This window comes from Solwaraspora sp. WMMD937, from assembly GCF_029581175.1.
Taxonomy (GTDB): domain Bacteria; phylum Actinomycetota; class Actinomycetes; order Mycobacteriales; family Micromonosporaceae; genus Micromonospora_E.
Window position 1 is genome coordinate 4,256,803 of the sequence record NZ_CP120738.1, and the last position, 17,629, is coordinate 4,274,431.

A 17,629-nucleotide genomic window follows, 5' to 3' on the forward strand; every position below is an offset into this window, starting at 1 on the left:
CCGCGGGCGGCGGAAGATCCACCCGGGGGATTGCGTACGCCGGTCAAGTGGTTACGGTCGGCTGACCGTACCGGTGGAAAGCGGCGAGGTGACCTTGTCTGAGGTAGAACGGAATCGGCCAACCGTGGCGCGACGCGCCCGCCGTACCGTGGATGTGGCACGTTTCGCGAGGTGGCTGGCGGGTCCGGCCGGCACCGGATTCATCGGCGTCTTGTTCACCGTCGGCACCGCCGCGTTCAGCGCAGCCGGCGGGATCGTCCCGGACCTGGCCGCCGAGGGCTGGTCGCAGGGGCGGGACCGGGTCTGGTGGCTGGTCGTCTTCCTCAGCGTGGCGGTGGCTACGGTCGCCGCCGGTGCGACGCTGTGGTGGTGGCGCAACCGGCTGCGGGAGACCCGGGGCATCGCGTACGTCGTCAACGAGACGGCCGCCGAGTGGACCCCGGAGCAGAAGGAAGGCTTCCTGAGCGACGTACGGGACCAGTTCGCGGTGTTCCGACCGGTGCCGCCGCTGCGCAGCTTCGACCGGACGGCGGTGTGGCCGCACGGTGAGGAGGCGACCCGCTGGGGGCGTGACATGGACGCTGTGGTCCGGCACTTCCAGGTCGTGAACCACGACCCGGACGGCCGGGACGCCGCCTTGGACCGGTCGCTGTTCGTGTGGGCACCGTGGCCGGTGGCGGTCGCGTTCGGGCAGCGGACGACGGCGCTCAGCCGGGGCCGGGCGGTACGGGTCCGCCAGCGGGACAGCTTCGGCCGCCAGGGCCCGGTGCGGGCGCGACCGGTCCAGGACGACGGACATTCGTTCCAGCAGCAGATCGAGCGCCCCGGCGACGGGCTGTTCGGCGAGTTGAACGTGCGACGTCACCAGGTGCGGCTGCAGATCAGCCGCAACGGTCAGCCGGGTACGGCGGCCGGACCGGAGCCGGTGCCGGCTACCGCGCCGGGGACCGCGTTGGAACCGGTGCCGCAGGTGCTGCTGCTGGTGCTGCGGACCAACCACAACCGGTTCGGGCTGCTGCCGAGCCTGCCGGTGGACGTCACCGACCGGGCCGCCCACGACGACGCGGCGGCGGGCAGCCGCGAACCGGTCGTCTTCGAGCTGCACGACGCGGTCGGGCTGGGACTGCCGGCGACGATGTCGACGGAGCTACGGGAGTGGCGTTACCTGCCGCCGCCCGGCGAGACCCAGCACCGGTGGGCGGACTATCCGGCGATCGTCGCGGCGGCGGCCCAGTGGGTGGCGGATCAGGCCGCCGCCGCTCCGGAGGCGATCGTCCTGCTCGGCGCGCAGCTGCCGCAGGAGATCTCGGTCGGGCTCGGCATCTGGTCGGCCCGGCAGTACCGCTGGCCGCGGCATGTGTGGCCGATCTACTTCCAGCTCGGTGCGCAGTTCACGATCCCGCAGCTCGATCTGGGCCGCCCCACCTGACACCGGGTCCCGGCCGGTCCTTGCCGGTCGGTTGTCGCTCGTCGGTCAGAGGCGGAACCCGGTGCAGTCCTCGGTCACCACGATGTGGAACGCGACGCTCTGGGTGTGTACGCCGTCGGTGACCTCGACCTCGGCGGTGCGCTGTGTGCCGAGCGGCAGCGCCGGCAGCAGCACGTTGACCGCCGAGCTGATCTGGGTGGGACTGTCGTTCGACCCCGGGTAAATGGGATACGTCGCGACCGACGACCCGGCGGGCAAGTGGTTGGTGTCCGTTGCCAACTGCGGCCAACTGCCGACGAGCCTGATCAGGACGAGACTGCGCTGCCCGACGGTCGGCCGGGTGCAGATGGTCTGACCCTCGTCCACCAGGCCGGCGGCCTTCCAGGTCGCCGGTCCGGCTGCGTCGGCCGTGGCCGGTGCCGCCGACCACACGGTGCCGCTCGCGGCTGCGGCCGGTAGGCCACCGTACGTCACCGATGCCAGCGCGGCGGCCAGGCCGAGCGCGCACGCCGTCGCGCGGTACTTGGATCTCACGGCTGATCTCCTCAGGTCAATGGCCGACTGCTCGCCGATCGCATCCTCCGACCGGATGGATCAGGTGATCGCTACGGCCGGACTGTAGTGGACCTTTAGTCCATAGCGGCCACCTGTCTGTGTCAACGGTCGACCGGGGTATCCCCTTGGACGCGCCCCGGCCGACGGCAGCGGAGATATCTCTGACTATAGTCAGAGATCGTGAGCTTGGAATCCCGGATCCAGACCATCCGTGCGTTCAACCGCGACGTCACCGAACGACTCGGCGTGCTGGAGGACCGCTACCTGGCACGCGACCGACCGCTCAGCCTCGATCGGCTGCTGTGGGAGATCGGCACGGAGGGCATCGAGGTCCGTGAGCTGCGCAGCCGCCTCGGACTCGACTCCGGTTACACCAGCCGGCAGCTGCGCGCACTCGAGCAGGAAGGGCTGGTCGTCGTGTCCCCTTCGGAACACGACAGCAGGGTCCGCCGGGCCACCCTCACCCCGTCGGGGTTGGCGGAGCTGGCGGTGCTGGACCGGCTCTCCGACGAACTCGTCGGGACGATCCTGGCCCCGCTGACCGAGCGCCAACGCGACGAGCTCGCTACCGCGACCGAGACCGTACGCCGCCTGTTCACCGCCTCCACGGTCGCGATCGCCGCTGCCGACCCGTCCTCGGAACCGGCACGACGGGCGGTCGACGCGTACCGCCGCACGCTCGACGACCGGTTCGACGGCGGGTTCCGACCGGACCGGGCCGTCCCCACCGCCGACGACGCGCTGCGTCCCCCGTCCGGGCTGTTCCTGCTCGCGACGCTGAAGGACAGCCCCGTCGGCTGCGTCGCCGTCACCAGGGTCGACGACACGTCAGCGGAGATCCGCCGGCTCTGGGTGTCGTCCGAGCTGCGCGGGCTGGGGATCGGACGGCGGCTGCTCGCCGCGGCCGAGGAGGCTGCGGCGTCGCTCGGGGCGGGCGTCGTACGACTGGACACCAACCGGACCCTCACCGAGGCGATCGGCCTGTACCGGGCTGCCGGATACGACGAGGCCGCCCCGTTCAACGACCAGCCGTACGCGCACCACTGGTTCGTCAAGTCGCTGCCCGGAGGCGGCGCCGGCGCCCCACCGGGTCGGGTCGGGTTCCTCGGCCTGGGCATCATGGGGCTGCCCATGGCCCGCCGGCTCGCCCGCAGCGGCGTCGGGCTGACCGTGTGGAGCCGTACCCCGAAGTCCGACGACGAACTCAAGGCGGCCGGCGCCCGTACCGCCGCGAACGTCCCGGAGGTGTTCGCGCAGTGCGACACGGTCATCGTGATGCTGCGCAACGCGGACGCCGTCGATCAGGTCCTCCGTGACGTCCCCGGCGGACTCGCCCACCTCGTCGCCGGACGCACGATCGTCAACATGGGAACACTTCCCCCCGAGTACTCCAAGGCGCTGGCCGACGAGGTCGAAAGCGCTGGCGGACACTACGTCGAAGCCCCGGTCTCCGGCTCCCGCCGCCCGGCGGAGGACGGCAAACTGGTCGCGATGGTGGCGGGCCGCCCCGACGTCGTCCGGCGCACCGTCGCGCTGCTCGACCCGCTGTGCGCGCAGATCACCACCTGCGGGCCGGTGCCGTCCGGGATCGCGATGAAGCTCGCCGCCAACGTGTTCCTGATCGCCCTCGTGACCGGCCTCGCCGAGGCGTTCCACTTCGCCGACCGGCACGGTCTCGACCGGGACCTGCTACGCGGCGTCCTCGACGCGGGTCAGATGTCCTCGCCGATCTCCCGGGTCAAGACCGCGAAGCTGGTCGCCGACGACCTCGACGCGCAGGCAGCAATCGCCGATGTGCAGATGAACGCCGAGCTCATTGTGGACGCGGCCGCCGCAGTGGGGGCAGGCGTCCCGCTCAGCGAGCTGTGCCGGGCGCTCTACGCCGACGCGGTCAGCCGCGGCGACGGGGCCCTCGACATGGTCGGCGTCGTCCGTACCATCGCCGGCGGACAGCAGGATCACTGTCGGTGAGAGTGTGGCTACGTGTGCGCCGCACTGCGGGTTACGTCCGTCATCCGTGGCGGCGCCGCCAGTCACTCTCCCTGCGTTCCAGGGCCTGCTGCTCGGCGAGTCGGTGTTCGCGCAGGTGGTGCCGCCAGACCCCGGACCGCTGGCTGTCGGCGGCGACACCGGTGACGGTGATTACGGTGAGCAGCAGCAGCGCCGCGAACGCCGGGATCCGGTCGACCACCGGCAGCAGCGCGGCGAGCAGCAGGGCGGGTACGGCCAGGCTGGCGGTGACGCTGCGGACGGTCCGTAACTGGAAGGCCGACAACGCCACCAGGTAGAGCAGGACCCCGCCGTACAGCGCGCGCAGGTGGATCGGTTCGAGCGGGGCGTCGTCACCGGTCGACGACGCCCCGGCCAGGAAGGCCAACGTCTGCTTCAACCCGAGGGAGAGCAGGATGATGCCGAACAGCATGGGCAGATGCAGCAGGGTGTAGGCGTCGCGGGCGAGCCGGTCGCGGCGTACCCCGTGAGTGTGGTGCAGCACCTGCTCGGCGGCGTACGACCGGGTGTCGAAGTACGCCCACCACATGGCGCAGATCAGGGCGATGCCGAGCAGCGTCGCGGTGATCACCGGGACGGTGCCCGGCGCCCCGATCGAGGCGCCGGAGCCGAGCCCGAGCGACAGCAGCGCCTCACCGAACCCGATGAGGACGATCTGTGCGTGCCGCTCCGTCCAGTGCCCGGCGGAGACCACGGCGAACGGTTCGAGGCGGACCGTGGTCAGGTACGCGACGCCGACGCCGAGCGTCCAGAGCAGAAGGAGTGTGACGACGCCCTCGCCGGGCCACCCCAACAGCGGTACCACCGCGGCGACGAACAGCAACGCGGTGCTGGCGGCCAGCACCGGTGTGTCCCTCCACCAGGTGCCCAGTAGTTCGGGGTGCGTCCTCGCGGCGACGCGCAGCGCGGCGGCTTCCAGCAACCAGATCAGCAGGTAACAGGTAGGGAAGATGAACTCGCCGGGAATGACCTGCGGGACGCCGGGCTGTGCCTGCGGCGGTTCGTCGCCGAGGCCGGGCAGCGTCGCCACCGCGATGAAGACGATCGCCATGATGGTGAAGCCGTGGATCGGCATGATTCCCCAGTCGGCCCGGAGATTGTTCCCCAGCAGGGCGAACCGGGACCAGACCAGCCAGAGCACCGACAGGAGCAGAAAGATCGCCACCAGTCCGAACGGCTGCAGATCCTCGACCGAGGCAGTGGTCACGTGGATGAATGCGAACACGAAGACCAGGTCGTAGAACAACTCGAGGCGAGAGACCTTCATGCCTGGTGCGGCGGGCATGACCGAAGATGTCGGTTTTGTGGCTTCCACGACCGACAGTATGCGACGGAGGCTGGGGCTTACGAGCCCGGAACGTTTGCTGCGCGAAGTCGAGGAACCGCCGTCGTCGTCAGGATCGGGGGCGGAGACCGTCCAGGGACAGCAGCGCGGTCGCGGCGGTGCTCGGGTGTCGGCCGCTCGCGGTCGCCACCGCGACGTTCCAGTGCGGCGCGTCGGTGATCGGCGCGAAGCGCGCGGCGGTCCGCTTGGTGGTGAAGAACTGCGGTACGACGGCGACGCCCAGCCCGTGACTGACCAGGTCGAGCAGCCAGTGCACGTCGTTGACCTCGAAGGCGACCCGGCGATCGACACCGGCGACGGCCATCGCCTGGTCGACGACGTCCCGGCTGATCCAGCCCGGGGAGAAGTCGACGAAGATCTCACCGGCCAGCTCGCCCAGGTCGACCTTGGCACGTTCGCGCAGCGGATGGTCCGGCCCGCAGGCCAGCACCATCGGCTCGGTGCGGATCGGGGCCAGTGTGACACCGGTCGGCGCGCTGGCCGGCATCGACACGAAGGCGAGATCGAGGTCGCCGGTGCGGACCCGCTCGACCAGGTCCGCCGAACCGCCCTGCCGGAGCCGGATCTCGACGCCAGGATGGGCGGCGTGGAACCGGGCCAGCGCCGCCGGCAGGTCGACCGCGCCCAGACACTGCAGGGTGCCGACCGCCAGCTGGCCGCGCAGCAGCCCCCGGACCGCGGCCACCGCGTCCTTGGCGGCGGCGACGTTGGACAGGGCATGTCGGGCCTCGGAGAGCAGCGCCCGCCCCTCGTTGGTCAGCTCGACGCTTCGGGTGTTGCGGACGAACAGGCTGGCCCCCAGCTCCCGTTCCAGCGAGCGGATGGACGCCGACAGGCCGGACTGCGCGACGTGCATCCGCTCGGCGGCCCGGGTGAAGTGCCGCTCCTCGGCGACCGCCACGAAGTACTCGAGCTGACGCAGCTCCACGATTTATCACCAAAACTGATCGCCGGGATCGGATCCTTCTGTTGGACAGCTTAACCGCAGGGTAAGAGGGTGGAACCCGGGCGTGTGGGGTACGACAACCGCGCCCACGGACCATCCCGTAGAGGAGACTTCATGCACACCCGTCACATCGGTGGCGTCGCCGTCGGGGCGATCGGCCTCGGCGGCATGCCGATGTCCATCGAGGGCCGGCCCGACGAGCAGCGGTCGATCGCCACGATCCACGCCGCGCTGGACGCCGGTGTCACCCTGATCGACACCGCTGACGCCTATCACCTGTACGCCGCCGACGTCGGCCACAACGAGTCGTTGATCGCCCGCGCCGTGGCGACCTTCGGGGGTGACACGTCCGACGTGCTGATCGCCACGAAGGGCGGCCACCTGCGACCCGGCGACGGCTCGTGGACCAAGAACGGCTCGCCCGACTACCTGAAGAGCGCCTGCGAGGCGTCGCTGAAACGGCTCGGCGTCGAGGCGATCGGCCTCTACCAGTTCCACCGGCCCGACCCCACCGTGCCGTACGCGGACTCGATCGGCGCCATCCGGGACCTGCTCGACGCTGGGAAGATCCGGCTCGCCGGCATCTCCAACGCCGACCCGGAGCAGATCCGGCTCGCCCACGACATCCTCGGCGGCCGGCTGGTCAGCGTACAGAACCAGTTCTCCCCGGCGTTCCGCTCCAGTGAGCCGGAGCTGACGCTCTGCGCCGAGCTGGGCATCGCGTTCCTGCCGTGGAGTCCGCTCGGCGGCATCGCCAGCGCCGCCGACCTGGGGTCGCGGTTCGCGGTGTTCGCTGAGGTCGCGAAGGAGTACGGGGTCAGCCCGCAGCAGGTCTGCCTGGCCTGGATGCTGGCGAAGGCGCCGGTCGTGGTCCCGATCCCCGGGGCGTCACGTCCGGAGACGATCCGTGACTCGGCGGCCGCCGCCGACCTCGAACTGTCGGCCGAACACCTGGCCCGCCTCGACCTACCCGCCTGACCGACCGGCCCCGCCCGCACCATGCGCAAGATCAAGTGAAGGCCAGATACCTATCAACCCGCCGGTTGAGGTATCTGGCCTTCACTTGATCTTGTCTCGGCCCCCACACCTGACGACGGTCCAGGCTTGTCGAAGGTGGAGCGGCTGGCCTACGTTGGTGGGTTCGCCGGGCAGAGGGGAGTGCGTGATGCCGAGCAGGTGGCAGTTCGTGGTGCCGGGGATCGATCCGGCCGGGGTGCGGCTCGAACACGTCCACGCGGTGGTGTCCCGCTGGTTCGATGTGGACGAGGCGGCGCACCGGTCGCATGCGAAGGCGTACAGCGTCAGCCCGCCGGTGGCGCACCCGGCCGGCACCCTGGTCGAGGTCGGCCTGCTCGACGACGCCCTGGTCGACAAGCTGCGGGCCGGGGCGGCGACGGGGGCGGTGATCCGGTTCGGTGGTCAGGTCGGCGCGTTGGTCACCGGCGCGCGGCAGGTGGCCGGGGTGTCGTGGCTGGAGCTGGCCCGGCCGTCCGGCGACGCGGCGTGGTCGCTGCGGTTCCTGACCCCGGCGACGTTCCGGCGCGGCAACGGGTTCACGCCGTGGCCGGACCCGTGGTCGGTGGTGGCCGGGCTGCGGGCGGTGTGGCGGGCGAACGCGCCGGCCGGGCTGCCGGAGCTGGTGCTTCCGCTGCCGGGCATCGGCGGGCCGGGCACTGATGGGCCGGGGGAGCGGCCGGACCGGGACGCGCTGTGGGTGAGCGACATCGACGGCACCAGCGACGTGGTCAAGGTCAACGGGCGTACGGTGTCGGGCTTCATGGGCCGCATCCGCTACGTCTGCGACGGGCCGACCGCCCTGGTCGGGGCAGTGGACCGGCTGATGCGGCTGGCCCCGTACAGCGGGGTCGGCGCGCAGCGCGGCCGCGGCTTCGGCCTGGTCCGCCTCGAACCGACCTGGCGATGAGCGACTCCGATGCGCTCGGCTCAGGCTGGTGCAGAGTGTTGCCGACAGCCCAGAAACTTATGCCACATTCAGTTGTATGTTTCCGATTCGGGCGATGATGTCGAGGTGTCCGCCAAGCCCTGCGACGTACGACCTGAGAGACTCCAGGCTGGTAGCTTCGCCATTTTCGATCTGGCTGATCCGAGCTTGCGACAGTCCTGCTGCCTCAGCGAGTTGCACCTGAGTCATGCCCAGTTGCTTGCGGATCTCGGCAAGCTGGACACCGCTCACGGACGCCAACATCTGCTGACGCATCTCGGCACGTCGAGCAACCCGGCTGGGGTTGTCCCACTCGGGATCGGCCGCGCGTGCCTTAGCCTTGACGTCTCGCCAGTTCGTCGGGCTCATCAACATTCTCCTTGAGTTTCGTCAGGTGCTCGTCGAACCTCGCATCGGCTAGCGGGATGGCTGTCTCGTACCAGGCTTTCCACTGGCCAGACTTGTCACCCGCCACGAGGAATATCGCCTCCCGGAGGGGATCGAAGGCGAAGATCATGCGGATCTCTGTATCACCTGTCGACCCTGGCCGGAGCTCTTTCATGTTGTGGTACAGACTGCCTTTGAGCCGGTCCACAAGAGGCCTTCCTAGCGCGGGACCGTGTTCGGCCAGCAGGTCTACGGCCTCGGCAACCCGGTCGGCGGTGGCCGGGTCGGTACGGCAAAGGTCGATGAACCAGTCCTCGACCTCAGGATGTAAGGACACCTCCCACATGGTGTGACTATAAGTCACGCTTATTATTGCACGCACCCCCAGGTATCCGAGCCGCCAGAGCTGGTGCCGCTGTTGCGGAGCTGCGGCACTCCGCCAGCAGGCGGCTGGCACCGTACAGCGGGGTCGGCGCGCAGCGTGGCCGGGGCTTCGGCCTGGTCCGCCTCGAACCGACCTGGCGGTAGCGGTCAGGGTTTCCGCTTGCGGGCGGCGTACGAGCGCAGCGCCCGGAGCAGGTCGATCTTGCGGAAGCCGGGCCAGTAGACGTCGCAGAAGTGCAGCTCGGAGTGGGCGGCCTGCCACAGCAGGAAGCCGGACACCCGGCGTTCCCCGCTGGTGCGGATGACCAGATCCGGGTCCGGTTGCCCACTGGTGTACAGGTGGGCGGCGATCTGGTCGGCGGTCAGTCGCTGCGCGATGTCGTCGAGCGTCGCCCCGCGCCGCGCCTGGTCGTCCAACAGCGACCGTACGGCGTTGACGATCTCCTCGCGGCCGTCGTAGCCGATGGCCACGGTCAAGTGGTGGCCGGTCGCCCGCTGCCGGGTCGCCTCCTCGGCGAGCTTCAGCGCGTGCCGGGTCGAGTCGGGCAGCACCTCAAGTCGACCGGCCAGGTGCAGCTGCCAGATGTTGCCGTCGCGGGTCAGCCGATCCGCGACGACGGTCTCGATCATGCCCATCAGGTTGTCGACCTCGTCCGAGGCGCGTTTGCGGACGTTGTCGACGGAGGCGACGAACACCGTGATGTGCCGGATTCCGATCTCGGCACACCAGCTCAGCACCTCGTCGAGGTGTTCGGCGCCGTGCCGGTGGCCGACCTTGGGGTCGTCGAAGCCCATCTGCCGGGCCCACCGCCGGTTGCCGTCCATCACCATCGCGAGGTGGCGGGGCAACTCGGCGGCGGTGAGCCGGGCGCGCAGCCGGCGGGCGTAGAGCCGGTGTCCGGCGTCGAGCAGAGGTCACATCATCGCCTGATCTCACCACGCTTGCTCGCCCGAACACAGCAGCGCAGGTCGGTCCGCTGACTCGGCCAACGACCGGGTAACGGCGGGTGATGACAGCGGCGGGAGACGGGGCGGTCCGGCGGTGAGCTTCGGCGTCGACCTGGGCGATATCGATTCGTACGGCGGGATCGGGTCGTCGGACGGGGATCGCGCGCCGACCAAGGTGATCTACGTCGGGGTGCCGGGCGCGACGGTACGGGTGGCGGCCGGCTGGTCGTGGGCTCACCCGACGGTGTCACCCTGCTGAGCGTGCCGGCCGGTCACGTCCGTGGCCTGGCACTGTGCGGGCCGGTGGGGCTGTCGGCTGGTGCCCGCAACTGGGCGCCTCGGACGACCCGGGGCGGGCGGTGACGTTCGGCCGGGCGGTGGTGACGGCGAAGCTGTCGAATCAGGCCGTGCTGCTGCACCGCAGCCGCCGGCAGGAACGGCACGACCAGGTCGACGCCGCGATCCTCGGGCTCATCCGGTCGATCGACACCGTGGCGGGCGCGACCAGCCGGGACGAGATCATGGGGGCCGAGGGCGCGGCCGCCCGTGCCTACTTCGCGGCGCTGGGCGCGTTGCTGCCGGCACCGCTGCGGTTCGCCACCCGGTCGCGTCGACCGCCGCTGGACGTCATCAACTCGGCTTTGTCGTTCGGCTACACGCTGCTGCTCGGCGAGGCGGTGACCGCGCTGACGGCGGCCGGCCTCGACCCGGCGATCGGGCTGCTGCACACCCCGGCGGACCGTCGGCCGAGCCTGGCGTTGGACCTGATCGAGGAGTTCCGGCCATACGTGGTGGACCAGGTGGTGCTGCACTTGGCCCGCACCGGCCGGCTGGGTCTGGAGCACGGCAGCGAGGAGACCGACCGGGCCGGTGTACTGCTCAACCGGGAGGGGCGTGCGGTGCTGATCGACGCGTACGAGCAGCGGATGGCGACGGTGACCCGCAGCGCCCTGCCCGGCTTCACCGGGTCGATCCGTCGTCACCTGCACCGGCAGGCGCAGCGGCTGGCCGCGTGGGTGGAGCGGGACGTGCCGTGGGACGGGTTGGAGTGGCGTTGACGACGGTGCTGGTGTGCTACGACATCTCGCGGGACAGTCGCCGGCTGCGGGTGGCGGCGGCGCTGCAGCAGTGGGGCGAACGGATCCAGCGCAGCGTCTTCCTCTGCCAGCTCGACCGGGCAAGGTTGTCTCGACTTGCCGCCCGGTTGGAGGCGATGATCGACGTGGAGACGGATACGATTCACATCGTGTCGATCTGCGCTGGCTGTCAGGATCAGTTGGTGGTGATCGGCCAGCACCGGATCGACCCAGAGCCACCCTACTGGGTGGTGCTGTGACGAAAGGTACGGAGGGCGCAAGTAGGTCGGATGGCGGACGAGTCGGGCCTGGTTAGGCGATCATGAAGATCGGCGGTACGCCGTGCAAGCCCCTGAGCTGCGGAAACGTCCAGAAAAGTGACCTGCATCCCCCGTCGCATGTGGAGCTCCGGAGGTCGCCGTGCAGAGGGCGCGCATCTGCGCTGGTCACAGCCCCGCCAGAGCGGGTAGGGTCAGAAACCACGTCACGCCCAAGGGTGTATAGAAACTTGTAGATCATTGCTGCCTTGACGTAGTACCGCGCTTCGTGGGTCAGAAACCACGTCACGCCCAAGGGCGTATAGAAACCCACCATGCCGACCGCCACTTAGCGGTCAGCGTCGACGTGGTCAGAAACCACGTCACGCCCAAGGGCGTACAGAAACGCCGGCGAGCCGGGCGAGCGTGCCCGACGTGTCACTCTCCGAGTCAGAAACCGCGTCACGCCCAAGGGCGCATGAGGAGCTCGGGAGCGGGCAGGTGGCGGTGCGGCGGGTGCCCGCTGCACGAGGAGCGCCCGCGCCCGCGGCACGGTAAGGTCCGGCGGCATGTATCCGGACAATCGGCGCGTTGCGCTCGTCGCTGTGGTCGGCGGCTTCCTGCTGGGGTTCGTCGACTTCGTATGGATCAAGTCCATGCCCTGGTGGCCCCTTGCCGACCTGGGCAACTCGTCTGCGGTGTGGGCGGTCGCCGCGTTCTTCTTCGGCTACTGGGTTCGGACCGGATGGCTGCGGGCCGCTGTCGGTGCCGCCGCCGGACTGGTGATCGCCGTACCCGCTTACTACGTCGCGGCGGCGCTGATCCAGGGCGACGACTGGTCGCTGCTGTGGGCGCCGACCTCTCTGCTCTGGATGGCCTTCGGGGTCCTCGCCGGAGTGGTCTTCGGCGTCGGCGGTGTCTGGGCACGCGGCTCAGGCTGGCGGCAGACCATCGGTACGGCCCTGCCGGGAGCGGTGTGCTACACCGAGGCGGCGTTGGAGGCGGCCCGGATCGGCGATCCCAGCTACGGCAGCGAGCAGATCCCGCATGTCGTGGTCCGGGCGGTGCTCGGCGTACTGGTAATCGTTCTTGCCGGTCGGACGACCCGCAACCGGATCCTCAGCCTCGCCACGGCGCTGCCGTTGGCGCTGCTCGGCCTCGGAGCGTTCCTGGCGACGGGCTTCGGCTGACCGGGCCGGAGGGCTTACTCGTCGAGCAGTGCGGCCGTGTCGAGCGTGAACCGGAACGGTTGATCGGTGGTCAAGACTCGCCCTTGGTCGCGGTCACGTGCTCGACGTAGTGCTCGTTGTCGAGCCGGAAGAGCCGGAGTGTCACCGCCGACGGATTCGGCAACTCGTGCTCAACCAGCAGATACCACGAGATTCGGGCGGCGGCGTACAACTGCATCTTGAGCAGTCGATCGGTGGCGGCGTTGCTCGGAGACGTGATCTCGCAGATCAGCACGACCTCGGTCGCATCGGTAACGGTTCCTTCGCTGTTGGTGACGCTTGCTCGGTGCGGGGCTGATCCACAAGCAGCCGTCGACCAGTTCCGTCCGGTCGGGTGGCCTGCCCAGCGCGAGGTAGCTCGCTTCGTCCCAGGTTCGGTTGAGATCAAGGACGTTCACGCGTCACCAGTGTCAGGAGGAGGACGAGCGTCCCCCACCCCAGGGATAGGGGTGGGGGAAAGGGCGATCGGCGGTGGTCAGTGGGGGAGGGTGCCGGTCTGTAGGGCGGTGGTGAAGGTGCCCCACTGGGTCGTGGTGAAGGTGAGGGTGGGGCCGGCGCGGTCCTTGCTGTCGCGCACCTCGGCCTGGCCGGCGTGCCGGCGGGCCTCGACGCACTCGCCGCCGTTGCCACCGCTGCGGCTGGAGGTGAACCAGGGGGTGTCGGGCTTCATCGCAGGTGCTCCTCGATCGGGACCGACTGCTCACGGATCAGCCGGAAAATTCGACGGTACTCCGCCAACTCCTCCGGCCGCTCCAGGTAACGAGCACCCACATGGGACTCGACATAGGCGATGTCCGGGTCGTCCGGGTCGGCGAAGTCCAGCAACGTGAAGGGGCTGACCATCGCCGCATGCGCACCCGCCGACCAGGGTAGGACGCGGATCTCCACCCGTACCCGTCGACCCAGCCCGGCCAGGTGGGCGCGCTGCTCGGCCATCACCGCCGGTCCGCCGACCTCGCGGGCCAGCGCACCCGCACCGAGGACCGCGACGATCCGGGCCGGCTCCTCGCGGTCGTAGTAGGAAATCTGCCGGTCCAGCCGCAGCGACACCTGACCTTCGATCTTCTGCTCGGTCGCCTGCGGGTCGGCGGCGCGGAAGACCGCGCGCATGTAGTCAGGGGTCTGCAGCAGGCCGTGGATCAGCTCCGGGTTGTAGTTGTGGATCTCGGTGGCGGCGGCTTCGAGGCCGACGTACAAGCGGAACCAGTCCGGTACGGCGTCCCCGTGCGACTCCCACCACCCGTGATCATCACTGGCCCCGGCGAGCCGGGTCAACGCGTCCGTCGTCTCCGGGTCGGCACCGTAGAACCAGCAGAGACCGCGAACGGTGTTCATCTTGACCGGAAACTTTCCGTTTTCGATGCGCCACAACGTCGTACGCGAACAGACCTTGGCCCGCTCCACCTCCTGCTCGGTGCGGGCCGCCTCCTCCCGCAGTCGGCGCAGCCGCCGCCCCAGCTGACGGCGCACCACAGTCGGTCCGGTGACCGGCATCGCTTCACCTTCCTTTCGTCCGACACACCCACCACCCGCGCCAATGTTTCAAAAGGAAACCGCTGGTCGGGCTGGTCGCCGAAATCGCCACATCACAGTGGAGACGAGCCGGCGTCCACGATTGAGTCTGCCGTACGCCGGCTGGAAGTGTGGTCCGCCACAAGGGTGAATTCACGGAATCCGGTATCTCGTGACGGAGGTTGCGAACATGAGCGAGCGCACCACCAGCGGCGGACACGTACCGCCGACCGGCATGTACCGCGTCGACCGCGCGGGTCGGTCCGAGTTTTCCCTCGACGGGCTGCTGGCCTGCGCCGGCTGTGACCGTCGGCTCGTCTGCCTGCAGACGTTGAGCGGCCGGGCGTACGGCGCACCGTGCGGCTGCCGGCCCGGCCCGGTCAACGCCGAGAAGCTCGAACGCCTGGTGCTCGACGCCGTCGTCGCCCACGGACGCGGCATGCTGATCCAGATCGAGGACGCCGCCGATCCGGGCAGCCTGATGCGCCGATTCCTGGCCGAAGTCCACGTCGGCACCACCATCGACGAGTTGGAATTCAGCTGGATCTACTGATCTGTACTGACCGGTGTGCTCATCAAAGCCAGCGGGGCGCGGGGACCGTGCGGGCGCCAGTGCGGGTCAGGTCCGGCGGTGGACGGCGAGGAACGTGACTGCGGTGAGTACGGCCGCCGCGCCCAGGTAGACGCCGGACTCGGCGACCTGCAACTGCCAGTACGTCCACGAGCTGGCCTCGCGCACCGCACGTGCACCGCCCAGCTGGACGATGCCCAGCACCGGCACGCTGAGCGCCATCGCGACGTGCGTGTTGCGGGTCACCGCACCCAACGCCGCGCCGAGGGTGAGCGCGAACAGCACCCGGGCCAGCGGGACCAGATCGTGTGACTCGTAGGCGAACCAGCGCATCGGGTCGCCGTCGGCGGACGGCAACCCCCAGGTGACGACGGCGGTCACCACGGTGGCGGCGGTCAGCGACCCGGCCGCCGCGACCGCCAGCCGGGCGGCCAGCCAGTGGCCGCGCGGCCGGCTCTGCGTCCAGGCCAGCCGGTGGGTGCCCTGCTCCAGGTCGCGGGCCACCAGCGGCACGCCCCAGAACATGCAGACCCCGATGGTCAGGTAGCCGGCGAACAGCTGGGTGATGGTGACGAACTCGGCGTCGACGTGGGCGGCCGCCGTCAACCCGCCGTAAAGGCAGATCAGGATCGCGGCGGCGATGAACGGGAATCGCTGCTGACGCCAGGCGAGCCAGATCATCGGACGTCCTTCCCCGCCGGTTGACCGGCCGCGACGAGGGTGGGCGCGGGCAGGCAGACGGCGTCCGGGTTGCGCAGGTACGCCAGCACCAGCTCCTCCAGGCCGGGCACCTGCCCGGCGTCGTGGCTGGCCGGCTGCCCGCGTACCGCGGCCGGCTCTCCGCGTACTGCGGCCGACGCCTGCCGGACCAGCGCGGTGGTCTGCCGGGCCGTGACGCTCAGGTGTACGGGCGGCTGGTCCGCCGCCCGCAGCCGCTGCGCCAGCTCGACCGGCCCGGTCAGCACCCGGTGCGCCTCGGTCAGCTCGTCGAATCCGCCGGCCACCTGCAGCCGGCCACGGTTGAGCAGCAGCAGGTAGTCGCAGGTGTCGACCAGGTCGGCCAGGATGTGCGAGGAGAGCACCACGGTGGCGCCGGTGTCGGCGACGGCGGCCATCAGCGCGCCCATCACCTCGGTACGGGCCAACGGGTCCAGGTCGGCGAGCGGCTCGTCGAGCAGCAGCAGTTCGGCGCGTTTGCCCAGGGCGAGGGCCAACGCGACCAGGGTGCGTTGCCCACCGGAGAGGGTGCGGACCCGCTGCTGCAGCGGGATGCCGTAGTCGTCGAGCCGGGCCCGCGCCCCGCCGGTGTCGAAGGCCGGGTTGGTGGCCCGGCCGAAGTGGAGCATCTCCGCCACGGTGAACCCGGCGAACAGCGGCTTGTCCTGGGCGACGAACGCGACCCGGGCCAGGTCGTGGCCGTGCCCGGTGAGTGGCCGTCCGCCGACCCGGACCTGCCCGGTGGTGGGGGTGAGCAGCCCGACCGCCAGGTGCAGCAGGGTGGTCTTGCCGGCACCGTTCGGGCCGACGAGCGCGGTGACCGTGCCGGCCGGTACGGCGAGCGTGCAGTCGCGCAGCGCCCAGCTGCGGCCGTACCGTTTGCCCAGGCCGGTGGTCTGCAACGTGATCATCCGGTCCGCCCCGGCTGGTCGTCCGTCGTCCGGGTCGAGGCGCTCTCGGCCAGTTCGGCCGCCAGGATGGCGCGCAGGTCGTCGTCGTCCAGGCCGGCGGCGCGGGCGGTGGCGACCCAGGCCGCGAGCTGGGTGCGGATCGCCGGGTCCCAGGCTGCGCGGCGGGCCGACAGCGACGCCAGTACGAAGGTGCCGACGCCGGGCCGGGACTGCACCACGCCGTCGCGTTCCAGTTCGCGGTACGCCTTGTGCACCGTGTTCTGGTTGATGCCGAGTGCGGCGACGACCTCCCGGGCGGTCGGCAGCCGGTCGCCCTCCTGCAGCCAGCCGAGCCGCACCGCCTGGCGTACCTGCTGCACCAACTGCAGGTACGGGGTGACGCCGGACCGGCGGTCCAGCCTGAACTCGATCACGCCGACTCCTATTCTGCTAGGTCGCTAGCAGAATAGCACTATGCCTGGTCGGGGGTCGGGCGCGCCAGGGATCGTGAGCGGCTACCAGACCGGGAACAGGTCGGGCCCGCCGCCCTTGGCGGAGCGGACCAGCGGGGTGGTGAAGTCGGGTACGTACAGGAAGCAGCGGACCCGCAGGTCGCCTGCCCACACCGAAGGGTTCCCCGTCCGGAACCAGAACGTGGCCACCCGGTAGGGCAGGTCCTCGTCGACCGGCAGGTCCGCGTAGTCGGCGATCATCAGCAGACAGCGCTCCTGAATCGCCTCGTCCCCGGGCCAGCTGCCGGGCAGGGTGCCGCCGTCGAAGACGCCGACGAACTCGCCGTGGTGCGGCCGGGCGCAGTCGACCGGCTCCAGCGCTTCGAGGTGGTCGTCGCCCCACCGCACGTCGTGGCAGCCCAGCCGCAGCGCGCCACCGTCGGCCAGCGTGCCGCGCAGACTTCCGGTCCGGGGCAGCACCTTGCCCCGGAACACACTGCTGATCTCGGTGAGGTCGCAGCGGAACCAGCGGGCCCCGGCGCTCCAGGCCGCCTGCGGCGGCACCAGCACGGTCATGTCGAGCAGGCCGTGCTGCCAGATGTCGCCGAGGAACTCGGCGGCCCGGGCATCGCACTCGACGCGGGCCGTCTCGCGGGCCGGGACATTGCCCACCGGGGCGGTCGTCCGTTGTGCGTCGGCACCGGTGAAGGTGCCGACGTGGACTGTCTCGACCAGGTGCAGTTCGTCGCAGTCGACCGGACGGTAGTACCTGCCGCTGCCCGAGGCAGCCTCGGCGCGGTGGCAGGTGCCGGCCTGCGGGACGAAGGTGGTCGGCTCGTCGAACCCGGCCCAACCGTCGGTGAGGGTGCCGTCGGTCCCCGGCGGCGGTGCCGCACAGCCGGCCGTAACGGCCAGCGACGCGGCGGCCAGCAGCGCGACCATCCTGGTCCGTAGCGGCTGCAAGATCATGAGAATCTGC

Annotated in this window: 22 protein-coding genes and 1 CRISPR repeat array; of the genes, 9 read left to right on the forward strand and 13 right to left on the reverse strand. The window is 70.3% G+C overall.

Annotated features, from left to right (window positions below; genetic code table 11):
- Nucleotides 1-154: 154 nt before the first annotated feature.
- Nucleotides 155-1,429 carry a hypothetical protein gene (locus O7621_RS18860; protein WP_282230475.1) on the forward strand — a complete coding sequence of 425 codons (1,275 nt, stop codon included), beginning with the start codon at nucleotides 155-157 and terminating at the stop codon, nucleotides 1,427-1,429.
- Nucleotides 1,430-1,474: 45 nt separating this feature from the next.
- Here O7621_RS18860 and O7621_RS18865 read toward each other — a convergent pair whose 3' ends face one another.
- Entirely contained in the window at nucleotides 1,475-1,963 is a 489-nt protein-coding gene (locus tag O7621_RS18865) for a DUF5980 family protein (RefSeq protein ID WP_282230476.1), read from the reverse strand.
- 201 nt (nucleotides 1,964-2,164) lie between these two features.
- Here O7621_RS18865 and O7621_RS18870 point away from each other — a divergent pair, with 201 nt between their 5' ends.
- Nucleotides 2,165-3,955, forward strand: coding sequence for a GNAT family N-acetyltransferase (locus O7621_RS18870; RefSeq protein WP_282230477.1), 1,791 nt, complete (start codon nucleotides 2,165-2,167; stop codon nucleotides 3,953-3,955).
- A 40-nt stretch (nucleotides 3,956-3,995) separates the two neighbouring features.
- Here O7621_RS18870 and O7621_RS18875 read toward each other — a convergent pair whose 3' ends face one another.
- Both O7621_RS18875 and O7621_RS18880 read right to left on the reverse strand, forming a co-directional pair.
- The gene (locus O7621_RS18875) at nucleotides 3,996-5,279 is read right to left on the reverse strand and encodes a low temperature requirement protein A (RefSeq protein WP_282230478.1); all 1,284 of its coding nucleotides are present in this window, start codon (nucleotides 5,277-5,279) and stop codon (nucleotides 3,996-3,998) included.
- A 109-nt stretch (nucleotides 5,280-5,388) separates the two neighbouring features.
- A complete protein-coding gene (locus O7621_RS18880; RefSeq protein WP_282230479.1) occupies nucleotides 5,389-6,267 on the reverse strand; it encodes a LysR family transcriptional regulator in 879 nt (292 codons plus the stop codon).
- A gap of 132 nt (nucleotides 6,268-6,399) precedes the next feature.
- On the opposite strand from O7621_RS18880, the gene O7621_RS18885 reads away from it, so the two are divergent.
- On the forward strand, nucleotides 6,400-7,263 hold the full coding sequence (locus O7621_RS18885; protein WP_282230480.1) for an aldo/keto reductase: 864 nt from the start codon (nucleotides 6,400-6,402) through the stop codon (nucleotides 7,261-7,263).
- Nucleotides 7,264-7,450: 187 nt separating this feature from the next.
- Complete coding sequence (gene cas6 / locus O7621_RS18890; RefSeq protein WP_282230481.1) at nucleotides 7,451-8,209, forward strand: CRISPR system precrRNA processing endoribonuclease RAMP protein Cas6; 759 nt, start codon at nucleotides 7,451-7,453, stop codon at nucleotides 8,207-8,209.
- A 57-nt stretch (nucleotides 8,210-8,266) separates the two neighbouring features.
- On the opposite strand, the gene O7621_RS18895 is transcribed toward cas6, so the two are convergent.
- From O7621_RS18895 to uppS, 3 genes are all read right to left on the reverse strand, one after another.
- Complete coding sequence (locus O7621_RS18895) at nucleotides 8,267-8,596, reverse strand: helix-turn-helix transcriptional regulator (RefSeq protein WP_123601237.1); 330 nt, start codon at nucleotides 8,594-8,596, stop codon at nucleotides 8,267-8,269.
- Nucleotides 8,562-8,960: a type II toxin-antitoxin system RelE/ParE family toxin gene (locus O7621_RS18900; RefSeq protein WP_282230482.1), complete on the reverse strand. Its 399-nt coding sequence runs from the start codon at nucleotides 8,958-8,960 to the stop codon at nucleotides 8,562-8,564. The genes O7621_RS18895 and O7621_RS18900 overlap by 35 nt, the downstream gene beginning before the upstream one ends.
- Nucleotides 8,961-9,145: 185 nt before the next feature.
- The gene (gene uppS / locus O7621_RS18905) at nucleotides 9,146-9,847 is read right to left on the reverse strand and encodes a polyprenyl diphosphate synthase (RefSeq protein ID WP_282230483.1); all 702 of its coding nucleotides are present in this window, start codon (nucleotides 9,845-9,847) and stop codon (nucleotides 9,146-9,148) included.
- Nucleotides 9,848-10,040: 193 nt separating this feature from the next.
- Here uppS and O7621_RS18910 point away from each other — a divergent pair, with 193 nt between their 5' ends.
- The 4 genes from O7621_RS18910 to O7621_RS18925 all read left to right on the forward strand — a co-directional run bounded on the left by O7621_RS18910 (nucleotide 10,041) and on the right by O7621_RS18925 (nucleotide 12,469).
- Complete coding sequence (locus O7621_RS18910) at nucleotides 10,041-10,205, forward strand: hypothetical protein (RefSeq protein WP_282230484.1); 165 nt, start codon at nucleotides 10,041-10,043, stop codon at nucleotides 10,203-10,205.
- A gap of 34 nt (nucleotides 10,206-10,239) precedes the next feature.
- The gene (gene cas1, locus O7621_RS18915; RefSeq protein WP_282230485.1) at nucleotides 10,240-11,004 is read left to right on the forward strand and encodes a CRISPR-associated endonuclease Cas1; all 765 of its coding nucleotides are present in this window, start codon (nucleotides 10,240-10,242) and stop codon (nucleotides 11,002-11,004) included.
- On the forward strand, nucleotides 10,980-11,282 hold the full coding sequence (gene cas2, locus O7621_RS18920; protein ID WP_282230486.1) for a CRISPR-associated endonuclease Cas2: 303 nt from the start codon (nucleotides 10,980-10,982) through the stop codon (nucleotides 11,280-11,282). The genes cas1 and cas2 overlap by 25 nt, the downstream gene beginning before the upstream one ends.
- Nucleotides 11,283-11,492: 210 nt before the next feature.
- Nucleotides 11,493-11,754: a CRISPR direct-repeat array (repeat unit 27 nt; unit sequence GGTCAGAAACCACGTCACGCCCAAGGG).
- Nucleotides 11,755-11,848: 94 nt separating this feature from the next.
- Nucleotides 11,849-12,469 (forward strand): DUF6518 family protein, encoded by a 621-nt coding sequence (locus O7621_RS18925; protein WP_282230487.1) that lies wholly within the window; start codon nucleotides 11,849-11,851, stop codon nucleotides 12,467-12,469.
- Between the two features lie 70 nt (nucleotides 12,470-12,539).
- Here the strand turns inward: O7621_RS18925 and O7621_RS18930 are convergent, their stop codons facing one another.
- The 3 genes from O7621_RS18930 to O7621_RS18940 form a co-directional block, all read right to left on the reverse strand.
- A complete protein-coding gene (locus O7621_RS18930; protein ID WP_282230488.1) occupies nucleotides 12,540-12,743 on the reverse strand; it encodes a Uma2 family endonuclease in 204 nt (67 codons plus the stop codon).
- A gap of 240 nt (nucleotides 12,744-12,983) precedes the next feature.
- Nucleotides 12,984-13,178 carry a DUF397 domain-containing protein gene (locus tag O7621_RS18935; protein WP_282230489.1) on the reverse strand — a complete coding sequence of 65 codons (195 nt, stop codon included), beginning with the start codon at nucleotides 13,176-13,178 and terminating at the stop codon, nucleotides 12,984-12,986.
- Nucleotides 13,175-14,002 (reverse strand): DUF5753 domain-containing protein, encoded by an 828-nt coding sequence (locus O7621_RS18940; RefSeq protein WP_282230490.1) that lies wholly within the window; start codon nucleotides 14,000-14,002, stop codon nucleotides 13,175-13,177. Before O7621_RS18940 ends, O7621_RS18935 begins: the two co-directional genes overlap by 4 nt.
- 208 nt (nucleotides 14,003-14,210) lie before the next feature.
- Between O7621_RS18940 and O7621_RS18945 the strand changes: the two genes are divergently transcribed.
- The gene (locus tag O7621_RS18945) at nucleotides 14,211-14,573 is read left to right on the forward strand and encodes a hypothetical protein (protein ID WP_282230491.1); all 363 of its coding nucleotides are present in this window, start codon (nucleotides 14,211-14,213) and stop codon (nucleotides 14,571-14,573) included.
- Nucleotides 14,574-14,639: 66 nt separating this feature from the next.
- Here the strand turns inward: O7621_RS18945 and O7621_RS18950 are convergent, their stop codons facing one another.
- The 4 genes from O7621_RS18950 to O7621_RS18965 all read right to left on the reverse strand — a co-directional run bounded on the left by O7621_RS18950 (nucleotide 14,640) and on the right by O7621_RS18965 (nucleotide 17,619).
- Nucleotides 14,640-15,272, reverse strand: coding sequence for a hypothetical protein (locus O7621_RS18950; RefSeq protein ID WP_282230492.1), 633 nt, complete (start codon nucleotides 15,270-15,272; stop codon nucleotides 14,640-14,642).
- Nucleotides 15,269-16,219, reverse strand: a complete 951-nt coding sequence (locus tag O7621_RS18955; protein ID WP_282230493.1) for an ABC transporter ATP-binding protein — start codon at nucleotides 16,217-16,219, stop codon at nucleotides 15,269-15,271. The genes O7621_RS18950 and O7621_RS18955 overlap by 4 nt, the downstream gene beginning before the upstream one ends.
- Nucleotides 16,216-16,632, reverse strand: coding sequence for a GntR family transcriptional regulator (locus O7621_RS18960; RefSeq protein WP_282230494.1), 417 nt, complete (start codon nucleotides 16,630-16,632; stop codon nucleotides 16,216-16,218). The genes O7621_RS18955 and O7621_RS18960 overlap by 4 nt, the downstream gene beginning before the upstream one ends.
- A gap of 81 nt (nucleotides 16,633-16,713) precedes the next feature.
- On the reverse strand, nucleotides 16,714-17,619 hold the full coding sequence (locus O7621_RS18965) for a septum formation family protein (RefSeq protein WP_282230495.1): 906 nt from the start codon (nucleotides 17,617-17,619) through the stop codon (nucleotides 16,714-16,716).
- Nucleotides 17,620-17,629 lie beyond the last annotated feature (10 nt).

Bases quoted from the DNA above. Each gene is read 5' to 3' on its own strand.
- O7621_RS18875 (WP_282230478.1), bottom strand. From the start codon at position 5,279: ATGCCCGCCGCACCAGGCATGAAGGTCTCTCGCCTCGAGTTGTTCTAC.
- O7621_RS18885 (WP_282230480.1), top strand. From the start codon at position 6,400: ATGCACACCCGTCACATCGGTGGCGTCGCCGTCGGGGCGATCGGCCTC.
- cas6 (WP_282230481.1), top strand. From the start codon at position 7,451: ATGCCGAGCAGGTGGCAGTTCGTGGTGCCGGGGATCGATCCGGCCGGG.
- O7621_RS18895 (WP_123601237.1), bottom strand. From the start codon at position 8,596: ATGAGCCCGACGAACTGGCGAGACGTCAAGGCTAAGGCACGCGCGGCC.
- O7621_RS18900 (WP_282230482.1), bottom strand. From the start codon at position 8,960: ATGTGGGAGGTGTCCTTACATCCTGAGGTCGAGGACTGGTTCATCGAC.
- O7621_RS18925 (WP_282230487.1), top strand. From the start codon at position 11,849: ATGTATCCGGACAATCGGCGCGTTGCGCTCGTCGCTGTGGTCGGCGGC.
- O7621_RS18935 (WP_282230489.1), bottom strand. From the start codon at position 13,178: ATGAAGCCCGACACCCCCTGGTTCACCTCCAGCCGCAGCGGTGGCAAC.
- O7621_RS18940 (WP_282230490.1), bottom strand. From the start codon at position 14,002: ATGCCGGTCACCGGACCGACTGTGGTGCGCCGTCAGCTGGGGCGGCGG.
- O7621_RS18945 (WP_282230491.1), top strand. From the start codon at position 14,211: ATGAGCGAGCGCACCACCAGCGGCGGACACGTACCGCCGACCGGCATG.
- O7621_RS18950 (WP_282230492.1), bottom strand. From the start codon at position 15,272: ATGATCTGGCTCGCCTGGCGTCAGCAGCGATTCCCGTTCATCGCCGCC.
- O7621_RS18955 (WP_282230493.1), bottom strand. From the start codon at position 16,219: ATGATCACGTTGCAGACCACCGGCCTGGGCAAACGGTACGGCCGCAGC.
- O7621_RS18965 (WP_282230495.1), bottom strand. From the start codon at position 17,619: ATGATCTTGCAGCCGCTACGGACCAGGATGGTCGCGCTGCTGGCCGCC.